At 39.1% G+C, this 24,160-nt stretch carries 23 protein-coding genes; 7 read left to right on the forward strand and 16 right to left on the reverse strand.

Features of this window, described 5'->3' with window-relative positions; translation table 11 throughout:
• Window positions 1-34: 34 nt before the first annotated feature.
• Window positions 35-373 (reverse strand): Grx4 family monothiol glutaredoxin, encoded by a 339-nt coding sequence (locus QMA08_RS17180; RefSeq protein WP_004335359.1) that lies wholly within the window; start codon window positions 371-373, stop codon window positions 35-37.
• A gap of 266 nt (window positions 374-639) precedes the next feature.
• Here QMA08_RS17180 and QMA08_RS17185 point away from each other — a divergent pair, with 266 nt between their 5' ends.
• The 4 genes from QMA08_RS17185 to QMA08_RS17200 all read left to right on the forward strand — a co-directional run bounded on the left by QMA08_RS17185 (window position 640) and on the right by QMA08_RS17200 (window position 6,203).
• The gene (locus QMA08_RS17185) at window positions 640-1,221 is read left to right on the forward strand and encodes a Fe-Mn family superoxide dismutase (protein WP_002960323.1); all 582 of its coding nucleotides are present in this window, start codon (window positions 640-642) and stop codon (window positions 1,219-1,221) included.
• 210 nt (window positions 1,222-1,431) lie between these two features.
• Window positions 1,432-3,354, forward strand: a complete 1,923-nt coding sequence (locus QMA08_RS17190) for a PrkA family serine protein kinase (protein WP_007375848.1) — start codon at window positions 1,432-1,434, stop codon at window positions 3,352-3,354.
• A 31-nt stretch (window positions 3,355-3,385) separates the two neighbouring features.
• Window positions 3,386-4,669, forward strand: a complete 1,284-nt coding sequence (locus tag QMA08_RS17195; protein ID WP_007375849.1) for a YeaH/YhbH family protein — start codon at window positions 3,386-3,388, stop codon at window positions 4,667-4,669.
• 19 nt (window positions 4,670-4,688) lie between these two features.
• Complete coding sequence (locus QMA08_RS17200; protein WP_290175031.1) at window positions 4,689-6,203, forward strand: SpoVR family protein; 1,515 nt, start codon at window positions 4,689-4,691, stop codon at window positions 6,201-6,203.
• 100 nt (window positions 6,204-6,303) lie between these two features.
• Here QMA08_RS17200 and QMA08_RS17205 read toward each other — a convergent pair whose 3' ends face one another.
• Complete coding sequence (locus QMA08_RS17205) at window positions 6,304-7,275, reverse strand: diguanylate cyclase (RefSeq protein WP_024592692.1); 972 nt, start codon at window positions 7,273-7,275, stop codon at window positions 6,304-6,306.
• A 3-nt stretch (window positions 7,276-7,278) separates the two neighbouring features.
• On the reverse strand, window positions 7,279-8,283 hold the full coding sequence (locus QMA08_RS17210; protein WP_024590825.1) for a response regulator: 1,005 nt from the start codon (window positions 8,281-8,283) through the stop codon (window positions 7,279-7,281).
• A gap of 233 nt (window positions 8,284-8,516) precedes the next feature.
• Between QMA08_RS17210 and tpx the strand changes: the two genes are divergently transcribed.
• The gene (gene tpx, locus QMA08_RS17215; protein ID WP_278380973.1) at window positions 8,517-9,098 is read left to right on the forward strand and encodes a thiol peroxidase; all 582 of its coding nucleotides are present in this window, start codon (window positions 8,517-8,519) and stop codon (window positions 9,096-9,098) included.
• Window positions 9,099-9,186: 88 nt separating this feature from the next.
• On the opposite strand, the gene adk is transcribed toward tpx, so the two are convergent.
• The 12 genes from adk to QMA08_RS17275 all read right to left on the reverse strand — a co-directional run bounded on the left by adk (window position 9,187) and on the right by QMA08_RS17275 (window position 21,487).
• The gene (gene adk, locus QMA08_RS17220) at window positions 9,187-9,831 is read right to left on the reverse strand and encodes an adenylate kinase (RefSeq protein ID WP_039487425.1); all 645 of its coding nucleotides are present in this window, start codon (window positions 9,829-9,831) and stop codon (window positions 9,187-9,189) included.
• A gap of 191 nt (window positions 9,832-10,022) precedes the next feature.
• Complete coding sequence (htpG, locus tag QMA08_RS17225) at window positions 10,023-11,936, reverse strand: molecular chaperone HtpG (protein ID WP_002962320.1); 1,914 nt, start codon at window positions 11,934-11,936, stop codon at window positions 10,023-10,025.
• A 118-nt stretch (window positions 11,937-12,054) separates the two neighbouring features.
• Window positions 12,055-12,792 (reverse strand): RluA family pseudouridine synthase, encoded by a 738-nt coding sequence (locus QMA08_RS17230; RefSeq protein ID WP_182673524.1) that lies wholly within the window; start codon window positions 12,790-12,792, stop codon window positions 12,055-12,057.
• 4 nt (window positions 12,793-12,796) lie between these two features.
• Complete coding sequence (locus QMA08_RS17235) at window positions 12,797-14,698, reverse strand: MFS transporter (RefSeq protein WP_290175032.1); 1,902 nt, start codon at window positions 14,696-14,698, stop codon at window positions 12,797-12,799.
• A gap of 133 nt (window positions 14,699-14,831) precedes the next feature.
• Window positions 14,832-15,440, reverse strand: coding sequence for a recombination mediator RecR (gene recR / locus QMA08_RS17240; protein WP_182756146.1), 609 nt, complete (start codon window positions 15,438-15,440; stop codon window positions 14,832-14,834).
• A gap of 7 nt (window positions 15,441-15,447) precedes the next feature.
• Window positions 15,448-15,774, reverse strand: a complete 327-nt coding sequence (locus QMA08_RS17245) for a YbaB/EbfC family nucleoid-associated protein (RefSeq protein WP_002962306.1) — start codon at window positions 15,772-15,774, stop codon at window positions 15,448-15,450.
• Between the two features lie 60 nt (window positions 15,775-15,834).
• Window positions 15,835-18,360 carry a DNA polymerase III subunit gamma/tau gene (gene dnaX / locus QMA08_RS17250; RefSeq protein WP_290175033.1) on the reverse strand — a complete coding sequence of 842 codons (2,526 nt, stop codon included), beginning with the start codon at window positions 18,358-18,360 and terminating at the stop codon, window positions 15,835-15,837.
• Window positions 18,361-18,363: 3 nt separating this feature from the next.
• The gene (gene apt / locus QMA08_RS17255; protein ID WP_002962303.1) at window positions 18,364-18,909 is read right to left on the reverse strand and encodes an adenine phosphoribosyltransferase; all 546 of its coding nucleotides are present in this window, start codon (window positions 18,907-18,909) and stop codon (window positions 18,364-18,366) included.
• 171 nt (window positions 18,910-19,080) lie between these two features.
• The gene (locus QMA08_RS17260) at window positions 19,081-19,203 is read right to left on the reverse strand and encodes a hypothetical protein (RefSeq protein ID WP_002962301.1); all 123 of its coding nucleotides are present in this window, start codon (window positions 19,201-19,203) and stop codon (window positions 19,081-19,083) included.
• A gap of 72 nt (window positions 19,204-19,275) precedes the next feature.
• Window positions 19,276-20,028 (reverse strand): putative DNA-binding domain-containing protein, encoded by a 753-nt coding sequence (locus QMA08_RS17265; protein WP_290175034.1) that lies wholly within the window; start codon window positions 20,026-20,028, stop codon window positions 19,276-19,278.
• 36 nt (window positions 20,029-20,064) lie between these two features.
• Window positions 20,065-20,922 carry a DUF692 domain-containing protein gene (locus tag QMA08_RS17270; RefSeq protein WP_290175035.1) on the reverse strand — a complete coding sequence of 286 codons (858 nt, stop codon included), beginning with the start codon at window positions 20,920-20,922 and terminating at the stop codon, window positions 20,065-20,067.
• A gap of 67 nt (window positions 20,923-20,989) precedes the next feature.
• The gene (locus QMA08_RS17275) at window positions 20,990-21,487 is read right to left on the reverse strand and encodes a hypothetical protein (protein WP_272450451.1); all 498 of its coding nucleotides are present in this window, start codon (window positions 21,485-21,487) and stop codon (window positions 20,990-20,992) included.
• A gap of 226 nt (window positions 21,488-21,713) precedes the next feature.
• Here QMA08_RS17275 and QMA08_RS17280 point away from each other — a divergent pair, with 226 nt between their 5' ends.
• The gene (locus QMA08_RS17280) at window positions 21,714-22,694 is read left to right on the forward strand and encodes a tRNA-dihydrouridine synthase (RefSeq protein ID WP_002961717.1); all 981 of its coding nucleotides are present in this window, start codon (window positions 21,714-21,716) and stop codon (window positions 22,692-22,694) included.
• 61 nt (window positions 22,695-22,755) lie between these two features.
• Window positions 22,756-23,082, forward strand: a complete 327-nt coding sequence (locus tag QMA08_RS17285; RefSeq protein WP_002961716.1) for an RNA polymerase-binding protein DksA — start codon at window positions 22,756-22,758, stop codon at window positions 23,080-23,082.
• 16 nt (window positions 23,083-23,098) lie between these two features.
• On the opposite strand, the gene QMA08_RS17290 is transcribed toward QMA08_RS17285, so the two are convergent.
• Window positions 23,099-24,142 (reverse strand): hypothetical protein, encoded by a 1,044-nt coding sequence (locus QMA08_RS17290; RefSeq protein WP_290175036.1) that lies wholly within the window; start codon window positions 24,140-24,142, stop codon window positions 23,099-23,101.
• Window positions 24,143-24,160 lie beyond the last annotated feature (18 nt).

A 24,160-nucleotide genomic window follows, 5' to 3' on the forward strand; every position in this document is an offset into this window, starting at 1 on the left:
AGCTTAATAACCTGAGTTCAGGTTGAGTAATAAATTACTCTGCGTCAGCTTCTTTGTATTTAGCAGCAGTTTCAGTAATTAACGGCTGTAATTCACCGCGTTGAAACATTTCGATAATAATGTCACAACCACCAACTAATTCGCCATCTACCCAAAGTTGTGGGAATGTTGGCCAATTTGCGTATGCTGGAAGCTCAGCACGAATGTCTGGATTAAGTAAAATATCAACGTATGCAAATGGTTCACCACATGACATTAACGCTTGCGATGCTTGTGAAGAAAAACCACAATTTGGTAATTTTGGTGACCCTTTCATGAAAAGGATTATTGGATTTTCTGAAATTTGCTGTTTAATTTTATCAATGGTTTCCATCTACAACCTCAAAGTAACGATAGCTAAATATATTTAGGTCTTGAAAACAACTCATCGTGACCACAAATATATAACTTAAAATGGGCAAATAAAGCCGCAATTGAAATAGTCTTTCGCAATAGCATTGCTGTTTGCTTAAACTTGAGTAAAATACTCAACAATTATAGTAACACTATATTACCGCTTGGTATAGGTAACTGCTCTGTTTCAACAGGCATTACGTATTACCAAATGGACTATCAACCAAAGAAGATGGAGATAAAAAAATGGCATTTGAACTACCGTCACTACCATATGCAATCGACGCACTTGAGCCACATATTTCAAAAGAAACGCTAGAGTTTCACCATGGCAAACATCACAACACATACGTGGTTAAGCTTAATGGTTTAATCCCTGGTACTGAGTTTGAAAACAAATCTCTAGAAGAGATCGTATGTTCATCAGAAGGCGGCGTATTTAACAACGCAGCACAAATCTGGAACCATACTTTTTACTGGAACAGCTTATCTCCAAACGGCGGCGGCGAGCCTACTGGCGCAGTTGCTGATGCAATCAACGCTAAATGGGGTTCTTTTGATGCGTTTAAAGATGCATTAAATGACAAAGCAGTAAATAACTTTGGTTCAAGCTGGACGTGGTTAGTTAAGCTTGCTGATGGTTCACTAGACATCGTTAATACATCTAACGCTGCTACACCATTAACTGATGATGGCGTTACTCCAATCCTGACAGTGGATTTATGGGAACACGCTTACTACATCGATTACCGTAACGTTCGTCCAGATTACCTTAAAGGTTTTTGGTCGCTTGTTAACTGGGAATTCGCGAACGCTAACTTCGCTTAATTAGCCTTTAAACGCTAATGTAAAAAAGACGCTTAGGCGTCTTTTTTTGTTTCTTGTTTATCACACCTAAGCGCCTCATCATTTAATAAAACGCTTTTAGTAACATGATCTTTTTTCACTTAAATTTTTAATTTTATTGCACAAAAATACAGATTCGTGACTAGACTTTAAAAGGTAAGCACCTTTTTACAGCGGGTTTCGGAGGTTATTATGACGATTTTTGAGCATTACCAAGCACGATACGAAGCGGCACAGGAAGAAGAATACAGTATCGCTGAATTTCTTGAGATTTGTAAAACCGATAAGTCTGCCTACGCCAGCGCACCAGAACGCCTACTCATGGCAATTGGCGAACCACACATGGTAGATACCGCAACGGATGCACGACTAAGTCGATTATTTTCAAATAGAGTAGTTGCGCGCTACCCTGCCTTTGCTGATTTTTATGGTATGGAAGACGCCATTGAGCAAATAGTCTCTTATTTAAAACATGCGGCTCAGGGGCTAGAAGAATGCAAACAAGTGCTTTATTTACTTGGACCTGTTGGTGGAGGTAAATCATCCATTGCTGAAAAACTAAAGTATTTAATGCAACAAGTGCCTATTTATTCAATTAAAGGCTCTCCTGTAAACGACCACCCCCTCTCCTTGTTTGATCCTATCGAAGATGCAGACGTACTCAGCAAAGAATACGGTATTAAACCGCGCTACTTAAAAACCATTATGTCGCCTTGGGCTGGCAAACGCTTAAAAGAGTTCAATGGTGATATTAGCCAGTTTAGAGTGGTTAAACGCTACCCTTCTATTTTAAACCAAATAGGTATTGCCAAAACCGAACCAGGAGATGAAAACAACCAAGATATTTCAGCACTGGTTGGTAAGGTCGATATTCGCCAGCTTGAGCACTTTGCCCAAAACGATCCTGATGCATACGCCTACTCTGGCTCTTTATGTTTAGCTAACCAAGGGCTGATGGAATTTGTAGAAATGTTTAAAGCGCCTATTAAAGTGCTGCATCCTTTACTTACCGCCACCCAAGAAGGTAACTATAACGGCACAGAAGGCATTAGTGCCCTGCCCTTTAATGGCATGATCCTCGCTCACTCGAATGAGTCTGAGTGGCAAACCTTTAAAAACAATAAAAACAACGAAGCATTTTTAGACCGTGTTTATATTGTAAAAGTCCCTTATTGCTTACGTGTAACTGAAGAAATTAAAATTTACGACAAATTACTTGAGCACAGCGAGCTATACAACGCGCCATGTGCACCGGGTACACTTAAAACTTTGGCGCAATTTACGACGCTATCACGTTTAAAAGAGCCAGAAAATTCAAGTATCTATTCTAAAATGCGGGTATACGATGGCGAGACCCTAAAAGACACCGACCCTAAAGCAAAATCGTATCAAGAATATCGTGATTACGCAGGTGTTGATGAAGGTATGACGGGGCTCTCTACTCGCTTTGCGTTTAAAATTTTGTCCCGTGTGTTTAACTTTGATACCACTGAGGTTGCTGCAAATCCGGTGCATTTATTCTATGTGCTTGAGCAACAGATAGAGCGCGAGCAATTTTCAAGTGAAATAGAAGAGCGTTATTTAAGCTTTTTAAAAGGCTATTTAATTCCACAATATGTCGAGTTTATAGGTAAAGAACTGCAAACCGCTTATCTAGAATCGTACTCGGAATACGGACAAAATATTTTTGACCGTTATGTTATTTATGCAGATTTTTGGATACAAGACCAAGAATATCGCGACCCCGATACAGGACAGCTATTTGACCGCGCAGCGCTAAACGCTGAACTTGAAAAAATAGAAAAGCCAGCGGGTATTTCTAATCCTAAAGATTTTCGTAATGAAATAGTGAACTTTGTACTACGTGCCCGTGCACACAACAACGGTAAAAACCCACTATGGACAAGCTACGAAAAACTACGCACGGTGATTGAGAAAAAAATGTTCTCTAATACCGAAGATTTACTACCCGTTATTTCGTTTAATACTAAAACGTCTGCAGAGGATCAGCAAAAGCACGAAGACTTTGTGAACCGTATGGTCGAAAAAGGCTATACACAAAAACAAGTTCGCTTGCTTTCTGAGTGGTATTTACGGGTTAGAAAATCGCAATAACCTTCATAGTCGTAGTATATAGGAGGTCAATATGGCGCATTTTATAGATAGGCGTTTAAACGGAAAAAATAAAAGTACGCTTAATCGCCAGCGCTTTATTAGGCGCTATAAAAAACAAATTAAAGAAGCAGTTTCAGATGCGATTAACAAACGCAGCGTTACCGATTCAAGCTCTGGTGAGAGTATTTCTATTCCACAACGCGATATCAGCGAACCTACATTTCATCAAGGGCAAGGCGGGAATAGAGAGCAAATTCACCCTGGTAACGATCAGTTTTCTACAGGTGATAAAATTGAGCGCCCTAAAGGCGGACAAGGCGGTGGTGCCGGTGAAGGTGACGCCAGCGATTCGGGCGAGGGACAAGATGAGTTTGTATTTTCAATATCAAAAGATGAATACCTTGATTTACTGTTTGAAGATCTAGAACTTCCTAACTTACAAGAAAACCAACTTGATAAGTTAGTGCAAATGAAAACCCATCGCGCAGGATTTTGTAGCGACGGCATGCCAAGTAATATTGACATTGTACGCTCTCTTCAAGGCTCGCTTGCACGGCGTGTTGCCATGAGTGCAGGTAAAAAACGCCGTTTAAAAGAGCTCGAAGAACAACTTGCTCTGCTGCTTGCTGGTCCACATAACGATAAAGCGGCAATTGCTTTGTTACAAAAAGAAATTGCAGCATTAAAAGTGCAAATTAAGTCGGTTCCGTTTATTGATAACTACGATTTACGTTTTCGTAATTACGAAAAGCGCCCTCACCCCACCAGCAAAGCCGTGATGTTTTGTATTATGGATGTGTCAGGCTCAATGGATCAGCCAACAAAAGACATGGCAAAGCGTTTTTATATTTTGCTCTATCAATTTTTAACCCGCAGTTATAAAGACATAGAAGTTGTTTATATTCGCCACCACACACAAGCTAAAGAAGTAGACGAACAAGAGTTTTTTTACTCCCAAGAAACTGGCGGCACTATTGTTTCAAGCGCACTTAAATTAATGAACGAAATAATAAAAGAGCGTTATCACGCAAATGAGTGGAATGTATACGCCGCACAAGCCTCTGATGGCGATAACTGGGCGGACGACACCCCGCAGTGTGGTGAAATATTACGTAATAAGCTCTTAAGCGCAGTACGTTATTTTGCTTATATTGAAATAACCACTCGTGCTCATCAAAGCCTATGGCGCGAATATGAATCTATAACACACAGCCATAATAATTTCGCCATACAGCATATTCAAAGCGTTGAAGATATTTACCCAATTTTTAGGGAGCTATTTAAAAAAGGTCGTCAACAGCAAAACTCTGCATAGCCAAAAGCGAGGTAGTATTATGAATGATAAACGATTGAGTGATGGCCCAGATTGGACCTTTGATTTATTAGATGAGTACCAAGGTGAAATTGCCCGTGTTGCAGCTCACTACAGGTTAGACACCTACCCTAATCAAATTGAAGTGATAACCGCAGAGCAAATGATGGATGCTTATTCAAGCGTTGGTATGCCTATTGGCTACAGTCATTGGTCTTACGGTAAGAAATTTATCCAAACAGAGCAAAATTATAAGCGCGGACAAATGGGTCTCGCTTACGAAATAGTGATAAATTCAGACCCTTGTATTGCGTACTTAATGGAAGAAAACACCCTACCTATGCAAGCGCTTGTAATGGCACATGCGTGTTACGGACATAACTCATTTTTTAAAGGTAATTACTTATTTAAAACCTGGACCGATGCAGGTTCAATTATTGATTACTTGGTATTTGCTAAAAACTACATAAGCCGCTGCGAAGAAAAGCATGGTATTACACAAGTAGAAGCCCTACTCGACTCATGTCATGCATTAATGAATTACGGGGTCGATCGCTACAAACGTCCACAACAAATATCGCTATTTGAAGAGCAAAAACGCCAACAAGAGCGCGAAGACTACCTTCAATCGCAAGTAAACGAATTATGGCGGACTATTCCTGAGCAACAGCAAGAAACCAAAAAGAAAGTCCGCCATTTCCCTTCTGAACCTCAAGAAAATATTTTGTATTTTATTGAAAAAAATGCCCCATTACTCGATTCTTGGCAACGTGAAGTGATACGTATTGTCCGTAAAATTTCGCAATACTTTTACCCACAAAAACAAACTCAAGTAATGAACGAAGGTTGGGCAACTTTTTGGCACTACACCATACTTAATCACTTATATGATGAGGGAAAGCTCACCGACTCTTTCATGTTAGAGTTTCTACAAAGCCACACCAACGTAGTTTATCAGCCACCTTATAACAGTAAATATTATTCAGGCATTAACCCATATGCTTTAGGCTTTAATATGATGGTTGAGATTCGCAGAATATGTGAACACCCAACTGAAGAAGATAAACGCTGGTTTCCGGAATATGCAGGTAGTAACTGGCTAGATACACTGCATTTTGCAATGGAAAACTTTAAGGATGAGAGTTTTATTAGCCAGTTTTTATCGCCTAAGTTGATTCGTGATTTTAAATTATTTAGTATTATTGACCATACTAATAATCCCCATTTAGAAATTGGCGCAATACATAACGACAACGGCTATAAGGCAGTGAGAGAAGCACTCTCAGCGCAGTACAATTTAAGTAATCATGAGCCTAACATTCAAGTGTATGATGTTGATATTAGAGGTGACCGTTCATTAACCCTACGCTATGTACCTCATAACAATATTCCTTTAGCAAACTCGCACGAGGAAGTGCTTAAGCATCTTTACAGATTATGGGGCTTTAAAGTAAAACTAGAACAAGAGTTAAATTCTGGTGAGGTTTCAATGATTGGTCAATGCCCAATAGATGACTCTCGACACACAACACAATAATGAAGGGCAATACAATTTCCATACTGATTGGATTTGCTCAGCAGATTGTAAAAAAACACGGTATTATTTAGCCCTAAATTCTGGATATAAAAAATGACGCTTAAGCGTCATTTTTTATATCTTCGTAGGCTATTACTTTATTTCGCCCTGTATTTTTAGACTGGTACAGTGCTTTATCTGCAGCCTCTATCCAGCGCTCATGATTTTTAAAATCATTACTGCTACCAGCCAGCCCTATACTTACCGTCATTGTTATTTCAAAATGTTTATACTTAACAGGGTTAGTTTCAATCAATACCCTTAAACGCTCAGCAAATACAAAAGCGCCTTCTTTATCTGTATCAAGCAATGTCACTGCAAACTCTTCACCGCCATAGCGCCCTGCAACATCAGTCTCGCGCAGCGTCGTACGTAGTAAGTTAGATAAATGACGAAGCGATTCATCACCACAGCTATGGCCATATTCATCATTTATTTTTTTAAAGTGATCAATATCAAACATTAATAATGTACTACAGCCACCACTTCGCTTAACTCTTAAAAACTCTTGGCGTAGCGTACCTTCCCAGTGTCCACGGTTTGCAAGCTGCGTTAAGCTATCTGTTTGACTTACTTGTTCTAATTTTTTATTTAACTCTTCAAGCTCTTTTTTATTTACCGCGACATCTGTTACATCATATAAAATAATACAAATGTGGCTAACTTCGCCCATCGTATTGGTAAGAGGGATGAATGTCGCATTTTGATACATGTAATCAGCTTTACCAGTAATAGGTCGATAATTTTTAAACCTAAAAATGTATGGCTGCTGCTCCCAAATCGTAAAAGAGCGGTTTTTTAAAACAAAAACCGACTCAGATTTACTTCTAAACCATTTTTCGTCTATTGCTGGAAATAAATCAAATAGATCTTTATCTTTTACTGCGCTTGGTAGAAGCCCTGAATGGTTTTCCATAAAACCATTCCATACACACACCTTATAATCCCTATCGAGTACCACAAGGCCTACATCAACGGTATTAAACATATCCATTAACCAATGGATCTCATTCATTTCTAAATCAGCGGCCATAACTTAATCTTCTAATAGGTAAGCAACTTTATACTTCAAAGTTTTAAGTGAATCTTCAGTAAATAACAGCATGAGGTCGCAATTTATATCATGGTTTTCAATACCGTAACTAATCTCTATTGCAAGGGTGCGTTGCCAACGTGACTTGTTTGATTTAACCAACTCAGATACATCTCTGTGTTGGCCAAGTACAATCGGGTGCCCTTGACTAAATGACATATCGAGCTGTTTTGAAAGACCCGTTAAAATAGCGCCTATCAAAATATTACTAATATCCATAAGCAGCTCAAGTTCAACTTTATCGTTTAACTCGCCGTCATAGTTCATCAAAGAAGCTATTTCTTTAAAGCTTGAATCATTTAAAAGTAATAGCGCCTCGCCCGAAATACCACCGCCAATAAAGCCCTGGCACACACCCGATGTAGCTGCGTTATTATCTATAGACTGCAGCGCCATATCGAGTTCATTAACTTCCAAAATATTCACATTAGGAATTGGTAACTCTACAAATACATTAAGAAGACGTGCAAGTAAATCCCCAGCCTGCCCCATAGCAACATTAGTTAGCTCTTGGTATATATCCCGAACATCAGGGTCGACTTGCTCTCCTAGCGAATGAGAGAGACGCTCACGCATGGCTTTATCTTTAATCCCATGGTGTTCAATTATGCTGGCTAGTTTTTCGGGGGAGCATGGTTTTTGAATAAAATCGATAGCACCAAGCTCAAGCACTCTTTGGTGTGCACTTGGTTGTATATCACCAGAGACAACAACAGTGAGAATATTAAGCCCCTGTTCTTTCATAGCGATTAATACTTCATAACCGTCCATTTCTGGCATGTTTAAATCGAGAAAAAGTATCTCTGGTTCAATTAACTTTATTTGCTTTATACAATCAACGCCGTCAAGTGCAAATTCAACTTTAATGTCCCAATCTTCAGGTAATGAGCGAGCCAACTGACGTCTAGCTAATTTCGAGTCATCACATATTAATACCGATGTTGACATATTATCTCTCTGTTTCTAAACCAGTAATGAGCATTAAAATCATTTTATGATGGTTTTTATTTTTATTATTGAAGATATCTTTTGTAACTTCATGTTAATCAAAGTTTAGCATAGTTACAATTTTTATATTTCAGAGCTAATACCCACTCTATTAAGCAGGTTTAATCACTTGGTAACTAAAGCCCAGTATAATACACTGACGCCCATTGCGTTAATTTAAAAGGAAATACCTTATGTTACGTTCACTTGCCTTTGCTTTGAGTGCATTTTGTTCTGTGGCTATTGCAGCCGACTATCCAGAAAACACACTTGATGCAGGAAAAGTATCCGCACAAGGCAAACCAGTCACTTTATTAGGTCAAGGTATCTCAATTGGAGATAGTGCGCCAAACTTTAAAGTTGTTGATGGCAACTTTATTCCAGTGACACTTGAGGATTATAAAGGCCAAGCTGTATTGATAAGTGTAGTACCCAGCCTAGATACCGGCATTTGTAGCCTGCAAACTAAGCACTTTAATGAAAAAGTAGCCTCACAATTCCCAAGTGTAGTTATGCTAACAATTAGTGCTGATTTACCATTTGCTCAAAAGCGTTTTTGCAAAGCTGAAAATATCGATAAAATCACTACGTTATCAGATTCTGTTTGGCGTGATTTTGGTCAGAAATACGGATTGATTATTAAAGATATGGGCTTACTAACGCGAACAGTCTTTATTTTAGATGAAAGCCATAACGTCATTTATAAACAGTTAGTTAGTAGCCTTTCAACTGAACCAGAATACAACAGCGTAATTGAGAAACTTAAAACATTGTAAAGTCCATTAAGTAGCACTAATTAAGCAATGCTAAATAGCCTTAAAACAAAAAACCGCCAATTGGCGGTTTTTTAATGTGCTTTTATAATTAACCTAAAAGTTCACCAAGTTGTTGGCTAACAGTTTCAACAGCTTGTGTACCATCTAGTTTATGGTATTGAGTATTACCAGCAGCCGCTTCTGCTTGATAGTAATCAACCAATGGCATAGTTTGCTCATGGTAAATACCTAAACGTTTACGTACTGTTTCTTCAGTATCATCAGCGCGAACAATTAAGTCATCCCCAGTTTCGTTGTCTTTACCTTCCACTTTTGGTGGATTATAAACAACGTGGTAAACACGACCAGAACCAGGATGAACGCGACGTCCGCCCATACGCTCAACAATGACTTCATCAGCCACGTCAAATTCAATAACGTGATCAACCACTACGCCATTTTCTTTCATTGCATCCGCTTGCGGGATTGTACGCGGGAAGCCATCAAGTAAAAAACCTTTCTCACAATCCGCTTTAGTAATACGCTCTTTAACTAAACCAATAATAATATCGTCAGAAATTAGTTGACCAGCATCCATTACTTTTTTTGCTTCTAGACCCAGTGGCGTGCCTTCTTTAATTGCCGCACGTAACATATCGCCAGTAGAAATTTGTGGAATACCGTATTTGTCCATTAAAAACTGAGCTTGAGTACCTTTACCTGCACCCGGCGCGCCCAAAAGAATAATGCGCATATTATTGTCCCCTAGTATGGATATTTATTTTAAAGCCTGAATTCTTCCACAAGCGCCGCCGATACTCAAGCAACTTATACTAATTGATGAGCCGTTGGGGTGTTTACAGGGCATTAAAAAAGGGAACACACGTTCCCTTTTATTTAAAGTACATAACTTATACTTTATTAACTGAGTAAATAGCTATTTGCTTATTTACTTAGTTCAAGCATCAATTTATTTAAGCGAGTAACAAATCCTGTTGGATCTTTAAGTGTACCGCGTTCTGCAAGTAGTGCTTGATCGAGTAAAACGTGTGACCACTGCGCAAACTTATCTTCATCTTGTTCGTCATTTAAGTGCTTAACAAGTTGATGATCTGGGTTTAGCTCAAACACAGGTTTTGCTTCAGGGGCTGCTTGACCAACAGATTCCATTAGCTTTTGCATTTGTGAGCTCATGTCGTTGTCGTCGCTTACAACACATGCTGGAGAATCTGTTAAGCGGTGCGTAAAGCGCACTTCTTTAACGTCATCACCTAGTGCTGTTTTAATACGTTCAACAAGGCCAGCCATTTCTTTTTCAGACTCTTCTTGCGCTTTTTTAGTTTCTTCGTCGTCAAGCTTACCTAAATCTAAGTCACCACGTGTGATTGACTGTAGTTGCTTATCAGCAAATTCAGTTAAGTGGCTCATCATCCACTCGTCAACACGGTCACTTAGTAGTAATACTTCAATGCCTTTTTTGCGGAAAATCTCTAAATGCGGTGAGTTTTTCGCAGCGGTGAATGTATCAGCTACTACGTAGTAAATTTTGTCTTGGCCTTCGTTCATGCGTTCAACATATTGCTCAAGCGACACATCTTGTGTTTCTGAATCAGTGTGTGTCGAAGAAAAACGAAGTAGCTTACAAATAGCTTCTTTATTTGCAGCATCTTCAGCTGGGCCTTCTTTCATTACTTGACCAAACTCATTCCAAAATACTTGGTAATCGTCAGCTTTGTTTTTAGCCATACGCTCAAGCATTTTAATAATACGCGATGTACACCCTTTACGAATAGCTTGCGTTACTTTGTTGTCTTGTAGAATTTCACGAGATACGTTCAGTGGTAAATCGTTTGAATCTAGTAAGCCTTTTACAAAGCGAAGGTAGCTTGGCATGAATTGCTCAGCATCATCCATTACAAACACACGTTGTACGTAAAGTTTTAAACCACTTTGACGTTCACGGTTCCATAAGTCGAAAGGTGCTTTTTTAGGAATATATAAAAGGCTAGTGTATTCAGTTTTACCTTCAACCTTATTATGTGCCCAGCTAAGTGGCTCTTCCCAATCATGGCTTACATGCTTGTAAAACTCTTTGTATTCATCATCAGAAAGCTCTGATTTATCGCGTGTCCACAATGCAGTTGCACGGTTAATGCTTTCCCACTCACCTGGTACTGCTGGAATTTTTTCGCCGTCTTCACCTTCAGATTCTGGCACTTCTGCTTTAAACATTTGTACTGGCGTTGAGATGTGATCAGAGTATTTAGTAACGATACTACGTAGGCGCCAGTCATCAGCAAATTCTTTTTCTTCATCACGAAGATGTAAAATAATGTCGGTACCACGACCTTCTTTTTCAATTTCTTGAAGCGTGTATTCGCCTTCACCTTGAGATTCCCACTCGTAAGCGGTTGTTTCACCGGCTTTACGTGTACGAACAGTTACTAAATCAGCAACAATAAATGCTGAGTAAAAACCAACACCAAATTGACCAATTAATTGTGAATCTTTACTTTGATCACCCGTTAAGTTTTTGAAAAACTCAGCAGTACCCGACTTTGCAATAGTACCTAATGAGCTAATGATTTCATCGCGCGTCATACCAATACCATTATCTGAAATGGTAATTGTATTTGCTTCTTTATCTGCACTAATACGAACACGTAAATCGGCATCACCTTGGTAAAGGTCACCTTGAGATAATGCTAAAAAGCGTAACTTGTCTGCTGCGTCTGATGCATTTGACACAAGCTCACGTAAAAATATTTCTTTATTAGAATAAAGAGAATGAATCATTAAGTTTAATAATTGTTTTACTTCTGTTTGAAAGCCTAATGTTTCTTTTTGTGCTGCAGTCATTTATATATCTCCAATTTGCAAAGTGTCTGCGTTATGCACTTAATATGGGGTGAGGTGTTAGAACTTCAAGGGAAAAATTTAAAAAAGGTGAAACGAAAACAAAGAACCATTAATTTGTTTAAAACGAATGCGGACAATTAATATGAATCTTTTCACCTGTTGTTGGATGTTCAAAATATAAATCGCTGGCATGTAATTGTAACCGCCCTGCCATATGTTCACTTTGCGCACTTTTATATAAATCACAGCCTAAAATTGGGTGCCCTATAAACTGGCTGTGTATTCGTAATTGGTGAGTACGCCCAGTAATAGGTGTAAATTGCACTAAGGTTCTGCACGGTTGCCTGAGCCGCTCAAGTACTTTATATTCACTCACCGCTGTTTTACCTGTCGATTGGCAAATTTTAACACGCGGAAAAAGCAGTTTATCTTTAGCAATTGGCGCAGTAATTTGCCCTTCATCAACAGCCAAGCATCCCTCTAATATGGCTACATAACGCTTTTGAATAGTACGCGCTTGAAATTGCTTATTAAGGTGCTTTGACGCAATCGCGTTTAATCCAACAATCATAATGCCCGATGTGCCCAAATCTAGCCGATGCGGTAACTTAGCCTCTGCAAATGCAGCTGTTAAGCCCTTTTGACCATTTACTAAGCGGTAATGCACTGAGTCCCAGTTAAGCGGGTTTTTACCTGATAAACTTAATAGTCCACTGGGTTTATTGATCAGTAAAATATCGTCATCTTGATATAATATTTCAATAAACCCGTCGCACTTAGGGGCTACAAAATCATCAACTATAATGGGTTGTTCTGAAGGTGTATGTGATGTTGAGTTAGCCATTAAGTTAATCATTAAATTAGTCACTATCTTTTGAATGAAGCGCTTTTAAAGCCAATACTTTTTCACGTAAATCATCTGCTACTACTTTATCAGCAGCAATCGGGGCACCTACTGCAACCGACACCAAAGACCATTTTAATCGAGGCAATTGCCATTTAGCTTTACGACTAAACATGCTGCCCCATAAACCCCCTAAGTGCACAGGAATAACGGGCACAGGTGAGCGCTCAATAATGCGCTCTATTCCACGGCGAAAAATATCCACTGAGCCGTCACTGGTTAGTTTTCCTTCAGGGAAAATACCAACAAGTTCGCCTTTATTAAGCGCAGCAGCCACTTCATCAAAGGCTTTTTTAAACGCTTCTGGATTCGTTTTTTCACTGTTAATGGGAATAGCCTTGGCCATTTTAAATAACCAATGTAGGGCCGGCGAATAATAAATAGGGGCAAATACCATAAACCGGATAGGCCTTGGTGATGCGGCTAAAATAAACATCCAATCAACAAAGCTGACATGATTACACACGACAACCGCAGCGCCTGCATCAGGTATATTATTTTCACCTTTTGTACGCACTCTGTACATACAAATAGCTAAAATATATATAATAAATCGTAAAAAGAACTCTGGTACTTTGGTATAAATATAAACAGAGATAAGCAAGTTTAGCCCAGCAAGTAACAGTAGCAACTCTGAAATACTCCACTGAAAAACAGACAGCGTTACAATACTTAAAACAGCACTGCCCACCATAAACAGTGCATTTAATACATTGTTAGCCGCTATAACTCGTGAGCGACTCGACTCTTCAGTACGCTGTTGAATAAGCGCATACAGCGGTACAGTGTAAAAACCAGAGCCAATACCAATGCCTGCCATCCATACAAAGTGCCACACCATGTCGCCTGTTTTTAATAGCTCCTGAAGCGTCATTAACTCAAGGTTTTGCGGTAAATAAGAGCTAATGGCTGGCTCTTGGCTCAGTAAGTATAAAAACAAGGTAATTAAAATAGCGCCAAAAGGCACAATTCCTAATTCTATTCGTGAGCGAGAAAGCTTTTCACACAGTAACGAACCAATCGCAATACTTAGTGAAAACACAACAAGCGCGCTAGTGACAACCAGTTCATCACCACCCATTGTGTGTTTTACATAATTTGGTAGGGATGTTAAAACGATGGCGCCAATTAACCAAAACCAACTGATCCCGAGGACTGATTTACCAACCGATTCTGTTTGCGAATTAAGTGCTGAAAATACGTTTTTTGTAGATGAAAATATATTATAGGTAAATTTTAAGTTAGGCTCGTTTGCTTCACTAGTGGGTATAAAGCGACTGCTCACATAACCCATCACGGCCAATACTAATACTGCAATACTTATAAGCGTAGGCCCTACTGATTGAGTAATATAATAAGTGCCAAAAATTGTACCCATTAGTATGGCCACAAACGTGCCTGATTCAACCAAACCATTCGCTTTTGTTAATTCATTAGGTGCTACGTGCTGCGGTAAAATAGAATATTTTAATGGACCAAAAAACGTACTTTGCACGCCCATTAAAAATACGGTGGCTAACATTAGCCACACATACTGCGTTAAAATAGAAACTGCCCCTACAACCATAATAGGGATTTCACATAGTTTTACGATTCTAATCAATTTTGATTTTTCTGTTTTTTCTGCAAGCTGCCCTGCCATCCCTGAAAATAAAAAGAACGGAAGAATAAATAACCCAGCAGCAATATTTGAATAAAGTGCGCCATCTGCAAGCGTTGCAGCCTGAAATATCAATAGAATAAGCACTGATTGCTTATACACGTTATCGTTTATCGCTGAGAAAAACTGCGTAATAAAAAGCGGTAAAAAACGCTTACTACCGAGTAATGCACCTTGATAGGGTTGGTTATCTTTCATTGTATTCCTTACTAATTAGAGACATAGCCCAAAAATAAATTAGATTGTTTTTAAGCTTACCTTAAAAACGAAAAAGCCTACATGATTTAATCATGTAGGCTTTGGTAATTTGTTTTCAAATAGTGACTTAGAGCTAGTCTTGAGTAACTAGGCGCCTGCCGCTAAAGGCATGCATAAGTGTTCTACCATCTACTAAATCAAGCTCACCTCCCACAGGAATACCATGGGCAATACGTGAAGCGCCTACTTTGTATTTATGACAAAGCTGAGCAATATAATGTGCGGTAGTATCGCCTTCAACGGTAGGGTTAGTCGCTAAAATAACCTCATTAATATCGCCTTGAGCAAGCTTTTGCTCTAAAACATCTAAGCCAATCTCTTTAGGACCAATACCGTCTATTGGCGATAAGTGACCCATTAATACAAAGTATAGACCTAAATACTGACCTGTTTGCTCGATGGCAAGTACGTCAGTAGGCGATTCAACAACACATAATATACCGCTGACTTGGCGTTTTGTACTTAAACAAATATCGCACTGAGCTTGTTCGCAAAAAGTACGACAAGACTGACAGTGCCCTATGGCGGTCATTGCTTTAGTGAGTGCATTGCCCAGCTGAGTGCCTCCCTTTCGGTCGCGCTCAAGCAGGTGAAAAGCAATACGTTGCGCTGACTTTGGACCAATGCCCGGTTGACAACGCAGTGCTTCTATAAGCTGATTTAAACTATCTGAAAGTTGCATTATTTACTTAAAACGGCATTTTCATACCTGGTGGTAATTGCATACCGCCAGTTACTTTACCCATACGCTCTTGTGTTTCTTCTGCAACACGGCGAACAGCATCGTTACATGCTGCTGCAAGTAAGTCTTCAATCATGTCTTTGTCGTCTTCCATCAAGCTTTCATCAAGCTGAACACGACGTACATTGTGGTTACCAAGCATAGTTACTTTAACTAAACCTGCACCGGCTTCACCAACAACTTCAAGAGTTGCGATTTCGTCTTGGGCTTTTTGCATGCGATCTTGCATTTGCTGCGCTTGCTTCATCATGTTGCCCATTCCACCTTTAAACATAACTTTCTCTCTTTCTTTTAATACATTAATTAACATGAACATAAGGGCGATTGTAAGTAATTACAATGCCTGAATACTGTTTTCGTCAATTTCGGCGCTAAATACTTGCTGAAATTGTACTATGTTTTCATCCGATGTGATCACATCGATTGCTTGTTGATGACGTCCTGCATCTATTTTTTGCTGAATAAGATAAGGAGAATCAATAACTCCCTTAGCAAAATTAATACTTAACGACACGTTATGCTCATAAATACTCGACAATGCGGCATCTAATCTTTGGCGAAGCATCGGTGTATCTAAATGCTTTTGTGATTCATCAACGTCTATATGTAAGCTGTTGCCTTGCTTGGTAAATATTGAATGCAACGCAAATTGGCGCATACGACCACCCAGTCCCATACGTTTAATTAAATAAGCCCATTCATCTTGTTGATGTGCAAATCTAATTTCACTAATTGGACTTTGAAAATCATCAGGCACGGGAATGCTAATTTCCTCGGGCGCTGCTTCAGGTACTTTTTGAGGGTTTATTTGCTCAAGTAGCTCTGGCGCTAGATTTTCGGTAATTGTTTGATGCTTTTCTTTAAAATCAACTTTTCGTGCTGGTTTTGTATTAGCGTGACCATGTGCCTGGCTTTCGCTCCCTGTTAGTGGGAGCTCATGCTTTTTTTCACTTGCACCTGCACTATCATTCACCCAAGGTGGGGGATCGCTAGGTGCTACGCTTGAAACGCTGTTGAGCTCGTTTGTATTTTCAGCGGTACTATCTTGGTGAACACTTTGAGCTTTAGGCATTCTTGCGTGATGTTCTGGCTTTTTAGCGGGTGCTTGGTTTGGCTGCGCTGCTACATTATTTGCAGAGGTGCTTGTACTCTTGCTTGATAACCTACCCGCACCGGATATGTTTCTGTCACGTAAAATACGAGCAATGGCAGATTGCGCCTGCGCTTCTTGTTCAGCTATTGGCGTACTTGCATTGTGATTTGTTAAGGGCTCTGGTGAAGGCTCTGAGTTTGCAGTAGGTGCAGGTTTAAAACCCTGATCTACAGCGCTACTCATTATATCGTCAAATTGCGAGGCCAGCGTTTGTTCAGCATCACTATGGAGCATATAAGCTTCATCTTCGCTTTGTCGCTGGGCTTGAGCATCTGAAACAACATTAGTTTGTGGTTGCTCTTTAGCTAAAGCCTGTTGCTTTGAAGCGTTTTCACTTTGTTGAACCGGTTGCTCTACTGCAACTTGGGAAGGCTCATTATTACTTTGCACGACTTCATTATTTGATGACTGAGCGGCAGCGTTAGCTGAAGGCTCTATCTCAACGGCTTTAGGCTGCTCTGCATTGCTAACTGGCTTAGTATTATTTACAGGTACACTACTTTGGCCAGCTACGGTGTTTTGCGATGTTTTATTTTTATTTAATATATCTCGCAGTGCATTTGCACGGCCTTGTTTATTTGGGGCCGGCTCTTCGTTTGCTGTGTGTACAGTTTGTTGCACATCTGAAGGCTTAAATGCTAATAATCTTAGCATTATCATTTCAAAACCTAAGCGAGGCTCTGGTGCCCATTGTAAATCTTTTTTACCATTTAACAGTAACTGATAATAAATTTGAATTTGTTGTGGGCTCGTATGTTGTGCAACATGAGCAATATAATCTACATTTTTTTCATCTAGCCCTGCCGCTTCAGGCACTAACTGGGTTAGTTGAGTCAAATGCGTAAGTGCAATTAAATCATCAAGCAATGCCACATAATTAGGATTACGACTTGCTACCTGCGCAATCTCATCCATTAGCGCAGCGCCATCTTGTGCAAGTATTGCTGCAAGCAAGCTTTGGCTATAATGAGTATCCATTAAACCAAGCATTGTTTGTACTGCTTGATTATTAATATCACCATTTGTTTGCGCAATAGCTTGGTCGGTTAAGCTAAGTGCGTCACGCATACTACCATCAGCGGCTTTTGCAATAATGCTAAGTGCATCGGTATCAAAGCTAAGCTGCTCTTGAGTAAGTACGTGTTCAAGCTGTGTTTTAATTTCACTTTGCGACAAGACATTTAAGTTAAATTGTAGACAGCGAGATAATATAGTAACTGGTAATTTTTGAGGATCGGTGGTCGCCAATAAAAATTTCACATGCTCTGGTGGCTCTTCAAGCGTTTTTAAAAGCGCGTTAAAGCTGTGCTTAGAAAGCATGTGAACTTCATCGATTAGGTATACTTTATAACGTCCACGAGTTGGTGCATATTGAACGTTATCAAGTATTTCGCGAGTGTCTTCTACTTTTGTACGAGAAGCCGCATCTATTTCGAGTAGGTCAATGTAGCGCCCTGCTTCTATATCCAAACAGCTGCTACATTGTCCACACGGATTTGCAGATATACCTTCATCGCAATTTAAGCTTTTAGCAAAAATACGTGCAATGGTGGTTTTACCTACACCGCGGGTTCCAGTGAATAAATAAGCGTGATGCAGTCTATTTTGCGTAAGCGCATTTACAAGCGCTTGCTTAACATGAGACTGCCCAACCAATTCATGAAAGGTTTGAGGACGCCATTTTCTCGCTAGAACCTGATAACTCATCGATTACTCGCCTTCGAATTCAACCAATTTTAGGATTTTAATACCCATTTTTTTGATGCGCTGCTCGCCACCAAGTTCTGGTAGTGATACAACAAATGCTGCATCTGTGGCTTCGCCACCTAGTTTATTAACTAACTTAGCAGTGGCTTCAATTGTGCCACCAGTTGCTAATAAGTCATCAACTAGTAATACTTTGTCGCCAGGTACAATTGCATCTACATGCAGTTCAAGCGTGTCTTCACCGTACTCAAGTAAGTAATCTTGGCGAATAACTTCGCGTGGTAACTTACCTGGTTTACGTACTGGAATAAACGGAATGCCTAACGCATAAGACAATGGCGCACCAAAAATAAAACCACGTGATTCTGTGCCTATGATTTTAGTAAAGCCTTGATCTTTATATTCTGCGATAAACGCGTCAATAGTTGCTTTAAAGGCTTCTGGATTTGCCATTAAAGTGGTTACATCGCGAAACATAATGCCCGCTTTTGGATAATCAGCAATTGTCGTTATGCTGTTTTTGATAATTGCTGGTGTTACTTGAGTCATAATTTTAACTGCTCAATTGTTTATATTACAAAGCAGGTGATTATAACCTTAACTAACCTTTAATTGCGAGTTTGGCGTTATTATAAAAGAAGTATTAAATATGGAAGGGGTAATTAAAATAAAGTGGTTCAAGGCTGAAGTTAGCAACAGCCTTAATAAACGCTATACATTTTACGTTAAGCTAGTGATCCAGCCTAATATTGCATTTAAACAACCAATCCCTGCAAATACAGCTAAAAAAGCAAGAAAGTAAGTAGCGTTGAACGGATCTTTAAAGTCTTTATCATCTGACATTGGTACAACCTTTTATTAAGCACGGCAAATAAGGCTGCCATAATAGACGATGTAAAATCATCAATAAAGACCTTAGTCTTGATTTTTTGTCACAATTACTCCTCGTTCAACCATAGCATTAAGAGTAACCAGTGCACCTTGAGCAATTTGCTCTGCATTAAATTGTGGTGCATGAGCTAATACCTGTTGGCAGACGTTGTCAAATATCGCGCCTTCGCTTGCCTCTATGATTGACAATAGCAAAGCTGTCATTGCATTCGTAGCTAAAAATTGAACGTCGTCATTTTCGTCTCTATATACAACAAAATAATTTGGCTGAGGTGATGGCTCATTTGGCTTAAAGCGACTGCTAATATTTTGAACCGGAAATTGATAACTTAAATTTCTTGCCGTTTTCGATAAATATAAAGCTGAACTAGTGAGCACTGTTGTTTGTAATTTTTTCTCTTGCTCATCTTCGTGTGCAATGGATACATCTAGCTCTACCCATTCATAATGGGCAAGCTCTAGCATAAACACGGGATCGTATTTTTTCATTTTATAATCACTTGATAAGTAATTAATAAACTCCCCTGCTATGTCTAAAAAGTACGGCGAATTACAATCATATTCGCTAAAAAACTGGCGTACGAGGACTTGCCATTGCTTCTGGGTATATAACGTTTTTAATACCGGAAAACCTGATGATATAAAACCTTCAATGTTATTAAAAAATAGGTCGCGATAAATACCCATACGCCGGTCTTCGATACCGCTGGGCTTTTTATTTTTTTGAGGCTCGCGAATATGCGCCATAAATTCGTTTTGTATTTCAATAAAGCTCATAACTAGGCACTCTTTTAATGTTGATAAAGGCTTATATTAAGCTCGTTGTTTTGAAACAGTTGAATCAAAGTGTTTAGCTTGTAGAGCATGAATTATATCTAACTCTTTGGTTAAAACATTCATGGTAGGAATATTAAAATCACGCTCAAGCAGGGTTGGAAATACGCCATGCACTTCGTATGCTTTATCGAGTAGATCCCAGACAGGATCAATCACATCAGCGCCATGTGTATCAACAATTAAGTCATCAGCCTCATTATAATGGCCAGCAACATGCCCATAGGCTATACGATTAGAAGGTAACCCAGTTAAAAATGCTTGCGCGTTGTAGCCATGATTTATCGAATTAACATAAATGTTATTCACATCAAGTAAAAGTTTGCAGTCAGCTTGCTCTAAAATAATATTCGTAAATTCAAGTTCTGATAATTTCTGTCCAGGAGCGCCATAATAGGAAACATTTTCTATCGCAATTTGCTGCTCTAGTATGTCTTGAACTTGTTTAATACGAGGTACAACATGTGCTATGGCATCTTGTGTAAACGGAATGGGCATTAAGTCATACATATGCCCTGTACCCGAGCAGTAACTTAAGTGCTCACTAAAAATTTTTATATTGTGCTCTTCAAAAAACACTTTTAAAGACTTAACAAATTCAACATCAAGAGGTTCGGGAGAACCGATAGACAGTGATAATCCATGACACACAAAATTATTAGCATCGGTTAATGTTTTAAATTGTTTTTTAAAGCGTCCACCTAGTTTTAACCAGTTCTCTGGCGCAACTTCTAAAAAGTCTACTTGATTAGGTACATGCTCAAGCAGCTCATCAAGCATTTCTCGTCGTAGGCCAAGGCCCACCATCCCAAAATCTTTACTTTGAGTTTTTATCATAACTACCTCTAACTTAACAAAAAAGGGCCTTAGGGCCCTTTTAGCATAACTTATTTAGGATAAGATATTAACGGCCACCACATTTACCTTCGCCGCACTTACCTTCTTTTTTAGTTTTTTTAGCGTCGCCGCCACATTTACCTTCACCACATTTGCCTTCTGTTTTAGCTTTTGCGTCTTTTGCATCGCCGCCACACTTACCTTCGCCGCATTTACCTTCTTTTTTATCTTTTGCGTCGCCACCACATTTGCCTTCGCCGCATTTACCTTCTTTTTTACCTTTTGCATCGCCGCCACATTTGCCTTCGCCGCATTTGCCTTCTTTTTTATCTTTTGCGTCGCCGCCACATTTGCCTTCGCCGCATTTACCTTCTTTTTTACCTTTTGCGTCACCGCCACATTTACCTTCACCGCACTTACCTTCTGCAGCATCTAATTGGTAACCTGTTACTAGTTGTTGAAACTCAAATGGGTTAGCTTGTACATCTGCAGATACAAAACTTGCAGAGCCAACTACTACTGCACCTAAAGTTAACGCGATTGTATTTTTTTTAACTGTATTCATTTTATGACTCTCTTTAATCAAGGATTGTAAATCTTAGCAATAAAAATGTATTTTTAAATTGCTTGTATGCTTAAGTAGACCCGTACAAAAATAAAAACTTTCATTTATTTTCATAATATTTACTTTTGCAATTTATACATCAAATATGGGCGGTAATTACAGATTTATCAATGTGTGATTTACAGGTAAACTATGCCTCCAGTTTTTTATCAAAATTAATCTCTTTATGAAACTTGTTTTAGCACCTATGGAAGGTGTCGTTGATTTTAAAATGCGCCAATTACTCACAGACATTGGTGGGTTCGATTTGTGCGTTACAGAGTTTGTAAGAGTGGTTGAAACATGCTTACCTGACAAAGTTTTTCATCGATTTTGCCCTGAACTACATAATAATGGATTTACACGAGCAGGTACTCCTGTGCGTGTTCAATTACTCGGTCAAGAAGCAAATCCGTTAGCCGAAAATGCAATAAGAGCAATCGCATTAGGGTCCCATGGGGTCGACCTAAATTTTGGTTGCCCAGCAAAAACAGTTAATCGTAGCCGAGGGGGGGCTGTACTGCTTAAAGACCCTGACCATATGTATACGATTATTAAAGCAGTCCGAGATGCTGTAGATGATGAACATGAAGTAAGTGCAAAAATTCGCTTAGGCTTTGATGATGACAGTAACAGCCAAGAAATTGTTGATGCTGTGGTAAGTGCAGGTGCAAATAGTGTAGCTATTCACGCCAGAACCAAACGAGATGGTTATAACCCGCCAGCTTATTGGGAAAAAATTCCACCAATAATAAAAGGTAAGAATATTGCCGTTGTTGCCAATGGTGAAATTTGGCAAGTAGAGGACGCAATGCTTTGTCAAAAACGAAGTGGGTGCACTGATTTAATGCTTGGTCGTGGCGCCCTTTCGCACCCTGATTTAGCAAAAAAAATTAAAGCTCATGTAAATAATGAGCAATATGATGGCCTTGAGTGGGAGCATATTATTTATCACTTAATTCACTCAGCTATTCATCAAGACCCCGCGAAGGATGAAAAATACTTTGCTTCACGTACTAAGCAATGGCTCGGTTATCTAAAACGCCAGTACCCACAAGCTATCGATTTGTTTGACGAAATCAGACGTTTAAAAAGTAAAGAAGATGTGGCGAGCGTATTAAATAAATATGCCAAAGCACCGCAACTTGATTCAAATCATAACGACTAACTTAAAGACTCTAGATAATATCAGTATAACGTAAAGCCCATTTAATAAGGTTGTACTGATAATGCATCATCAAAAAAGACTTAACGATGAAATAGCACAAGTTAAATTAAATATATTAACCATGCTTTCTAAATCAGCTTACCCTGCACATCACCATTTAATACAAATTTTAGCTGATACAGCAAATAATGAATGGTTAGACTGCGCAGCAGAGAAGTTAGGCCCTGAGTATGCACTTTTAATCAGTCGTATGACCAAACTAGAAGCCGCACTAAGTCAAATAGAAATTGGCCAGTATGGCTACTGCTGTGATTGTGAAGAAAAAATATCAGCTGAGTCACTTGAACTAGACCCCGCAACTCAACGGTGTACAAAGTGCGCACAATAAGCGCACTTTCAAATCATTATATAATGTGTTGTATAAAGCTAAATGATTGCCCTGGGTAGAGAATTATATCTTCAACCAAGTACTGGGCCTCTTCTGGACTCATTTGTAGGCGCTTTATAAGGTTCACCTTTGCTTGAGGCAAAGTCCACGCATGGTAGTGAATACCTATATCTGATTCCATCATCGCAAGCATCAATGTTTTATCTTTATTAGACATATCCATAGCGCTCGCCATTGCAGGTAAGTCTTGATATTTAGCCTGCCAATCTAAGCCTTCTATTAATTTTTCATCAGATAAATACTGAACTAAAAACGATTTTTGGTGAGAAGTTGGCAGCTTACTGTCGAATGCAACACGATCTAATACTTTTATTTTTTCGTTTAAAAGAGTAACCCATTCTAACGGTGAATGTACTTCGCCACTAAAGTAATTAAGTTTGCTCTGATACCACTGAGTGCCATTTGGCAGACCTCTTAGACCCACACTTCCTCTTGGCTTATAACTAGCTAAATAATCGCTAAAAGCTCTTATATGGCTTTTAAGCGCTGGTTGAACATGGTTACTTGCTATCGCACTTAATACATAGCTTTGTAACAATGTAAGTTCAACCTTGTTCAGCTTTAAATTGCTTTGTTGAGCACTGTCTAGGGTATCTTGGGTTAACTTGAGCCAAGTAATAACATTATCCGGTGTGTTTTTTGAGCCTTCAAAAGCAAGCATGTTTTTTAACACATTTACTTGGGCTGGCCAATTAAAGTAGCGTTCAGGGAAACGCTCTGCAATTACCAAATAGTTTACTTGCGCAATTTGATTTAGATTAAGCTCCATACCCATTAGGCTCTGATAAATAGTATGGCGTTTTGTTAAGTAAGCATCAGAGAAAACCAATTGATCTTTTTCAATGTTATTGCCTTTAGTAGCACCTGTTTGTACAAGCGCCATGTTTAAAGCTTTTAAAGCGACTTGTGCGTCCTCAAAAGACTCATAAGGTTGAGGCTGCTTTGAACATGCAGCTAAAAATAGGCACAGTAGTGATGATAAAAAGAGCTTTTTATACATAGTAGTTCCAATAAAAAA

The organism is Pseudoalteromonas sp. APC 3355, assembly GCF_030407615.1.
Lineage (GTDB): Bacteria > Pseudomonadota > Gammaproteobacteria > Enterobacterales > Alteromonadaceae > Pseudoalteromonas > Pseudoalteromonas distincta.

Excerpts from the sequence above, each read along its gene's own strand:
- QMA08_RS17180 (WP_004335359.1), bottom strand. The coding sequence starts at position 373 with ATGGAAACCATTGATAAAATTAAACAGCAAATTTCAGAAAATCCAATA.
- QMA08_RS17185 (WP_002960323.1), top strand. The coding sequence starts at position 640 with ATGGCATTTGAACTACCGTCACTACCATATGCAATCGACGCACTTGAG.
- QMA08_RS17190 (WP_007375848.1), top strand. The coding sequence starts at position 1,432 with ATGACGATTTTTGAGCATTACCAAGCACGATACGAAGCGGCACAGGAA.
- QMA08_RS17195 (WP_007375849.1), top strand. The coding sequence starts at position 3,386 with ATGGCGCATTTTATAGATAGGCGTTTAAACGGAAAAAATAAAAGTACG.
- QMA08_RS17200 (WP_290175031.1), top strand. The coding sequence starts at position 4,689 with ATGAATGATAAACGATTGAGTGATGGCCCAGATTGGACCTTTGATTTA.
- QMA08_RS17205 (WP_024592692.1), bottom strand. The coding sequence starts at position 7,275 with ATGGCCGCTGATTTAGAAATGAATGAGATCCATTGGTTAATGGATATG.
- QMA08_RS17210 (WP_024590825.1), bottom strand. The coding sequence starts at position 8,283 with ATGTCAACATCGGTATTAATATGTGATGACTCGAAATTAGCTAGACGT.
- tpx (WP_278380973.1), top strand. The coding sequence starts at position 8,517 with ATGTTACGTTCACTTGCCTTTGCTTTGAGTGCATTTTGTTCTGTGGCT.
- adk (WP_039487425.1), bottom strand. The coding sequence starts at position 9,831 with ATGCGCATTATTCTTTTGGGCGCGCCGGGTGCAGGTAAAGGTACTCAA.
- htpG (WP_002962320.1), bottom strand. The coding sequence starts at position 11,936 with ATGACTGCAGCACAAAAAGAAACATTAGGCTTTCAAACAGAAGTAAAA.
- QMA08_RS17230 (WP_182673524.1), bottom strand. The coding sequence starts at position 12,792 with ATGATTAACTTAATGGCTAACTCAACATCACATACACCTTCAGAACAA.
- QMA08_RS17235 (WP_290175032.1), bottom strand. The coding sequence starts at position 14,698 with ATGAAAGATAACCAACCCTATCAAGGTGCATTACTCGGTAGTAAGCGT.
- recR (WP_182756146.1), bottom strand. The coding sequence starts at position 15,440 with ATGCAACTTTCAGATAGTTTAAATCAGCTTATAGAAGCACTGCGTTGT.
- QMA08_RS17245 (WP_002962306.1), bottom strand. The coding sequence starts at position 15,774 with ATGTTTAAAGGTGGAATGGGCAACATGATGAAGCAAGCGCAGCAAATG.
- dnaX (WP_290175033.1), bottom strand. The coding sequence starts at position 18,360 with ATGAGTTATCAGGTTCTAGCGAGAAAATGGCGTCCTCAAACCTTTCAT.
- apt (WP_002962303.1), bottom strand. The coding sequence starts at position 18,909 with ATGACTCAAGTAACACCAGCAATTATCAAAAACAGCATAACGACAATT.
- QMA08_RS17260 (WP_002962301.1), bottom strand. The coding sequence starts at position 19,203 with ATGTCAGATGATAAAGACTTTAAAGATCCGTTCAACGCTACTTACTTT.
- QMA08_RS17265 (WP_290175034.1), bottom strand. The coding sequence starts at position 20,028 with ATGAGCTTTATTGAAATACAAAACGAATTTATGGCGCATATTCGCGAG.
- QMA08_RS17270 (WP_290175035.1), bottom strand. The coding sequence starts at position 20,922 with ATGATAAAAACTCAAAGTAAAGATTTTGGGATGGTGGGCCTTGGCCTA.
- QMA08_RS17275 (WP_272450451.1), bottom strand. The coding sequence starts at position 21,487 with ATGAATACAGTTAAAAAAAATACAATCGCGTTAACTTTAGGTGCAGTA.
- QMA08_RS17280 (WP_002961717.1), top strand. The coding sequence starts at position 21,714 with ATGAAACTTGTTTTAGCACCTATGGAAGGTGTCGTTGATTTTAAAATG.
- QMA08_RS17285 (WP_002961716.1), top strand. The coding sequence starts at position 22,756 with ATGCATCATCAAAAAAGACTTAACGATGAAATAGCACAAGTTAAATTA.
- QMA08_RS17290 (WP_290175036.1), bottom strand. The coding sequence starts at position 24,142 with ATGTATAAAAAGCTCTTTTTATCATCACTACTGTGCCTATTTTTAGCT.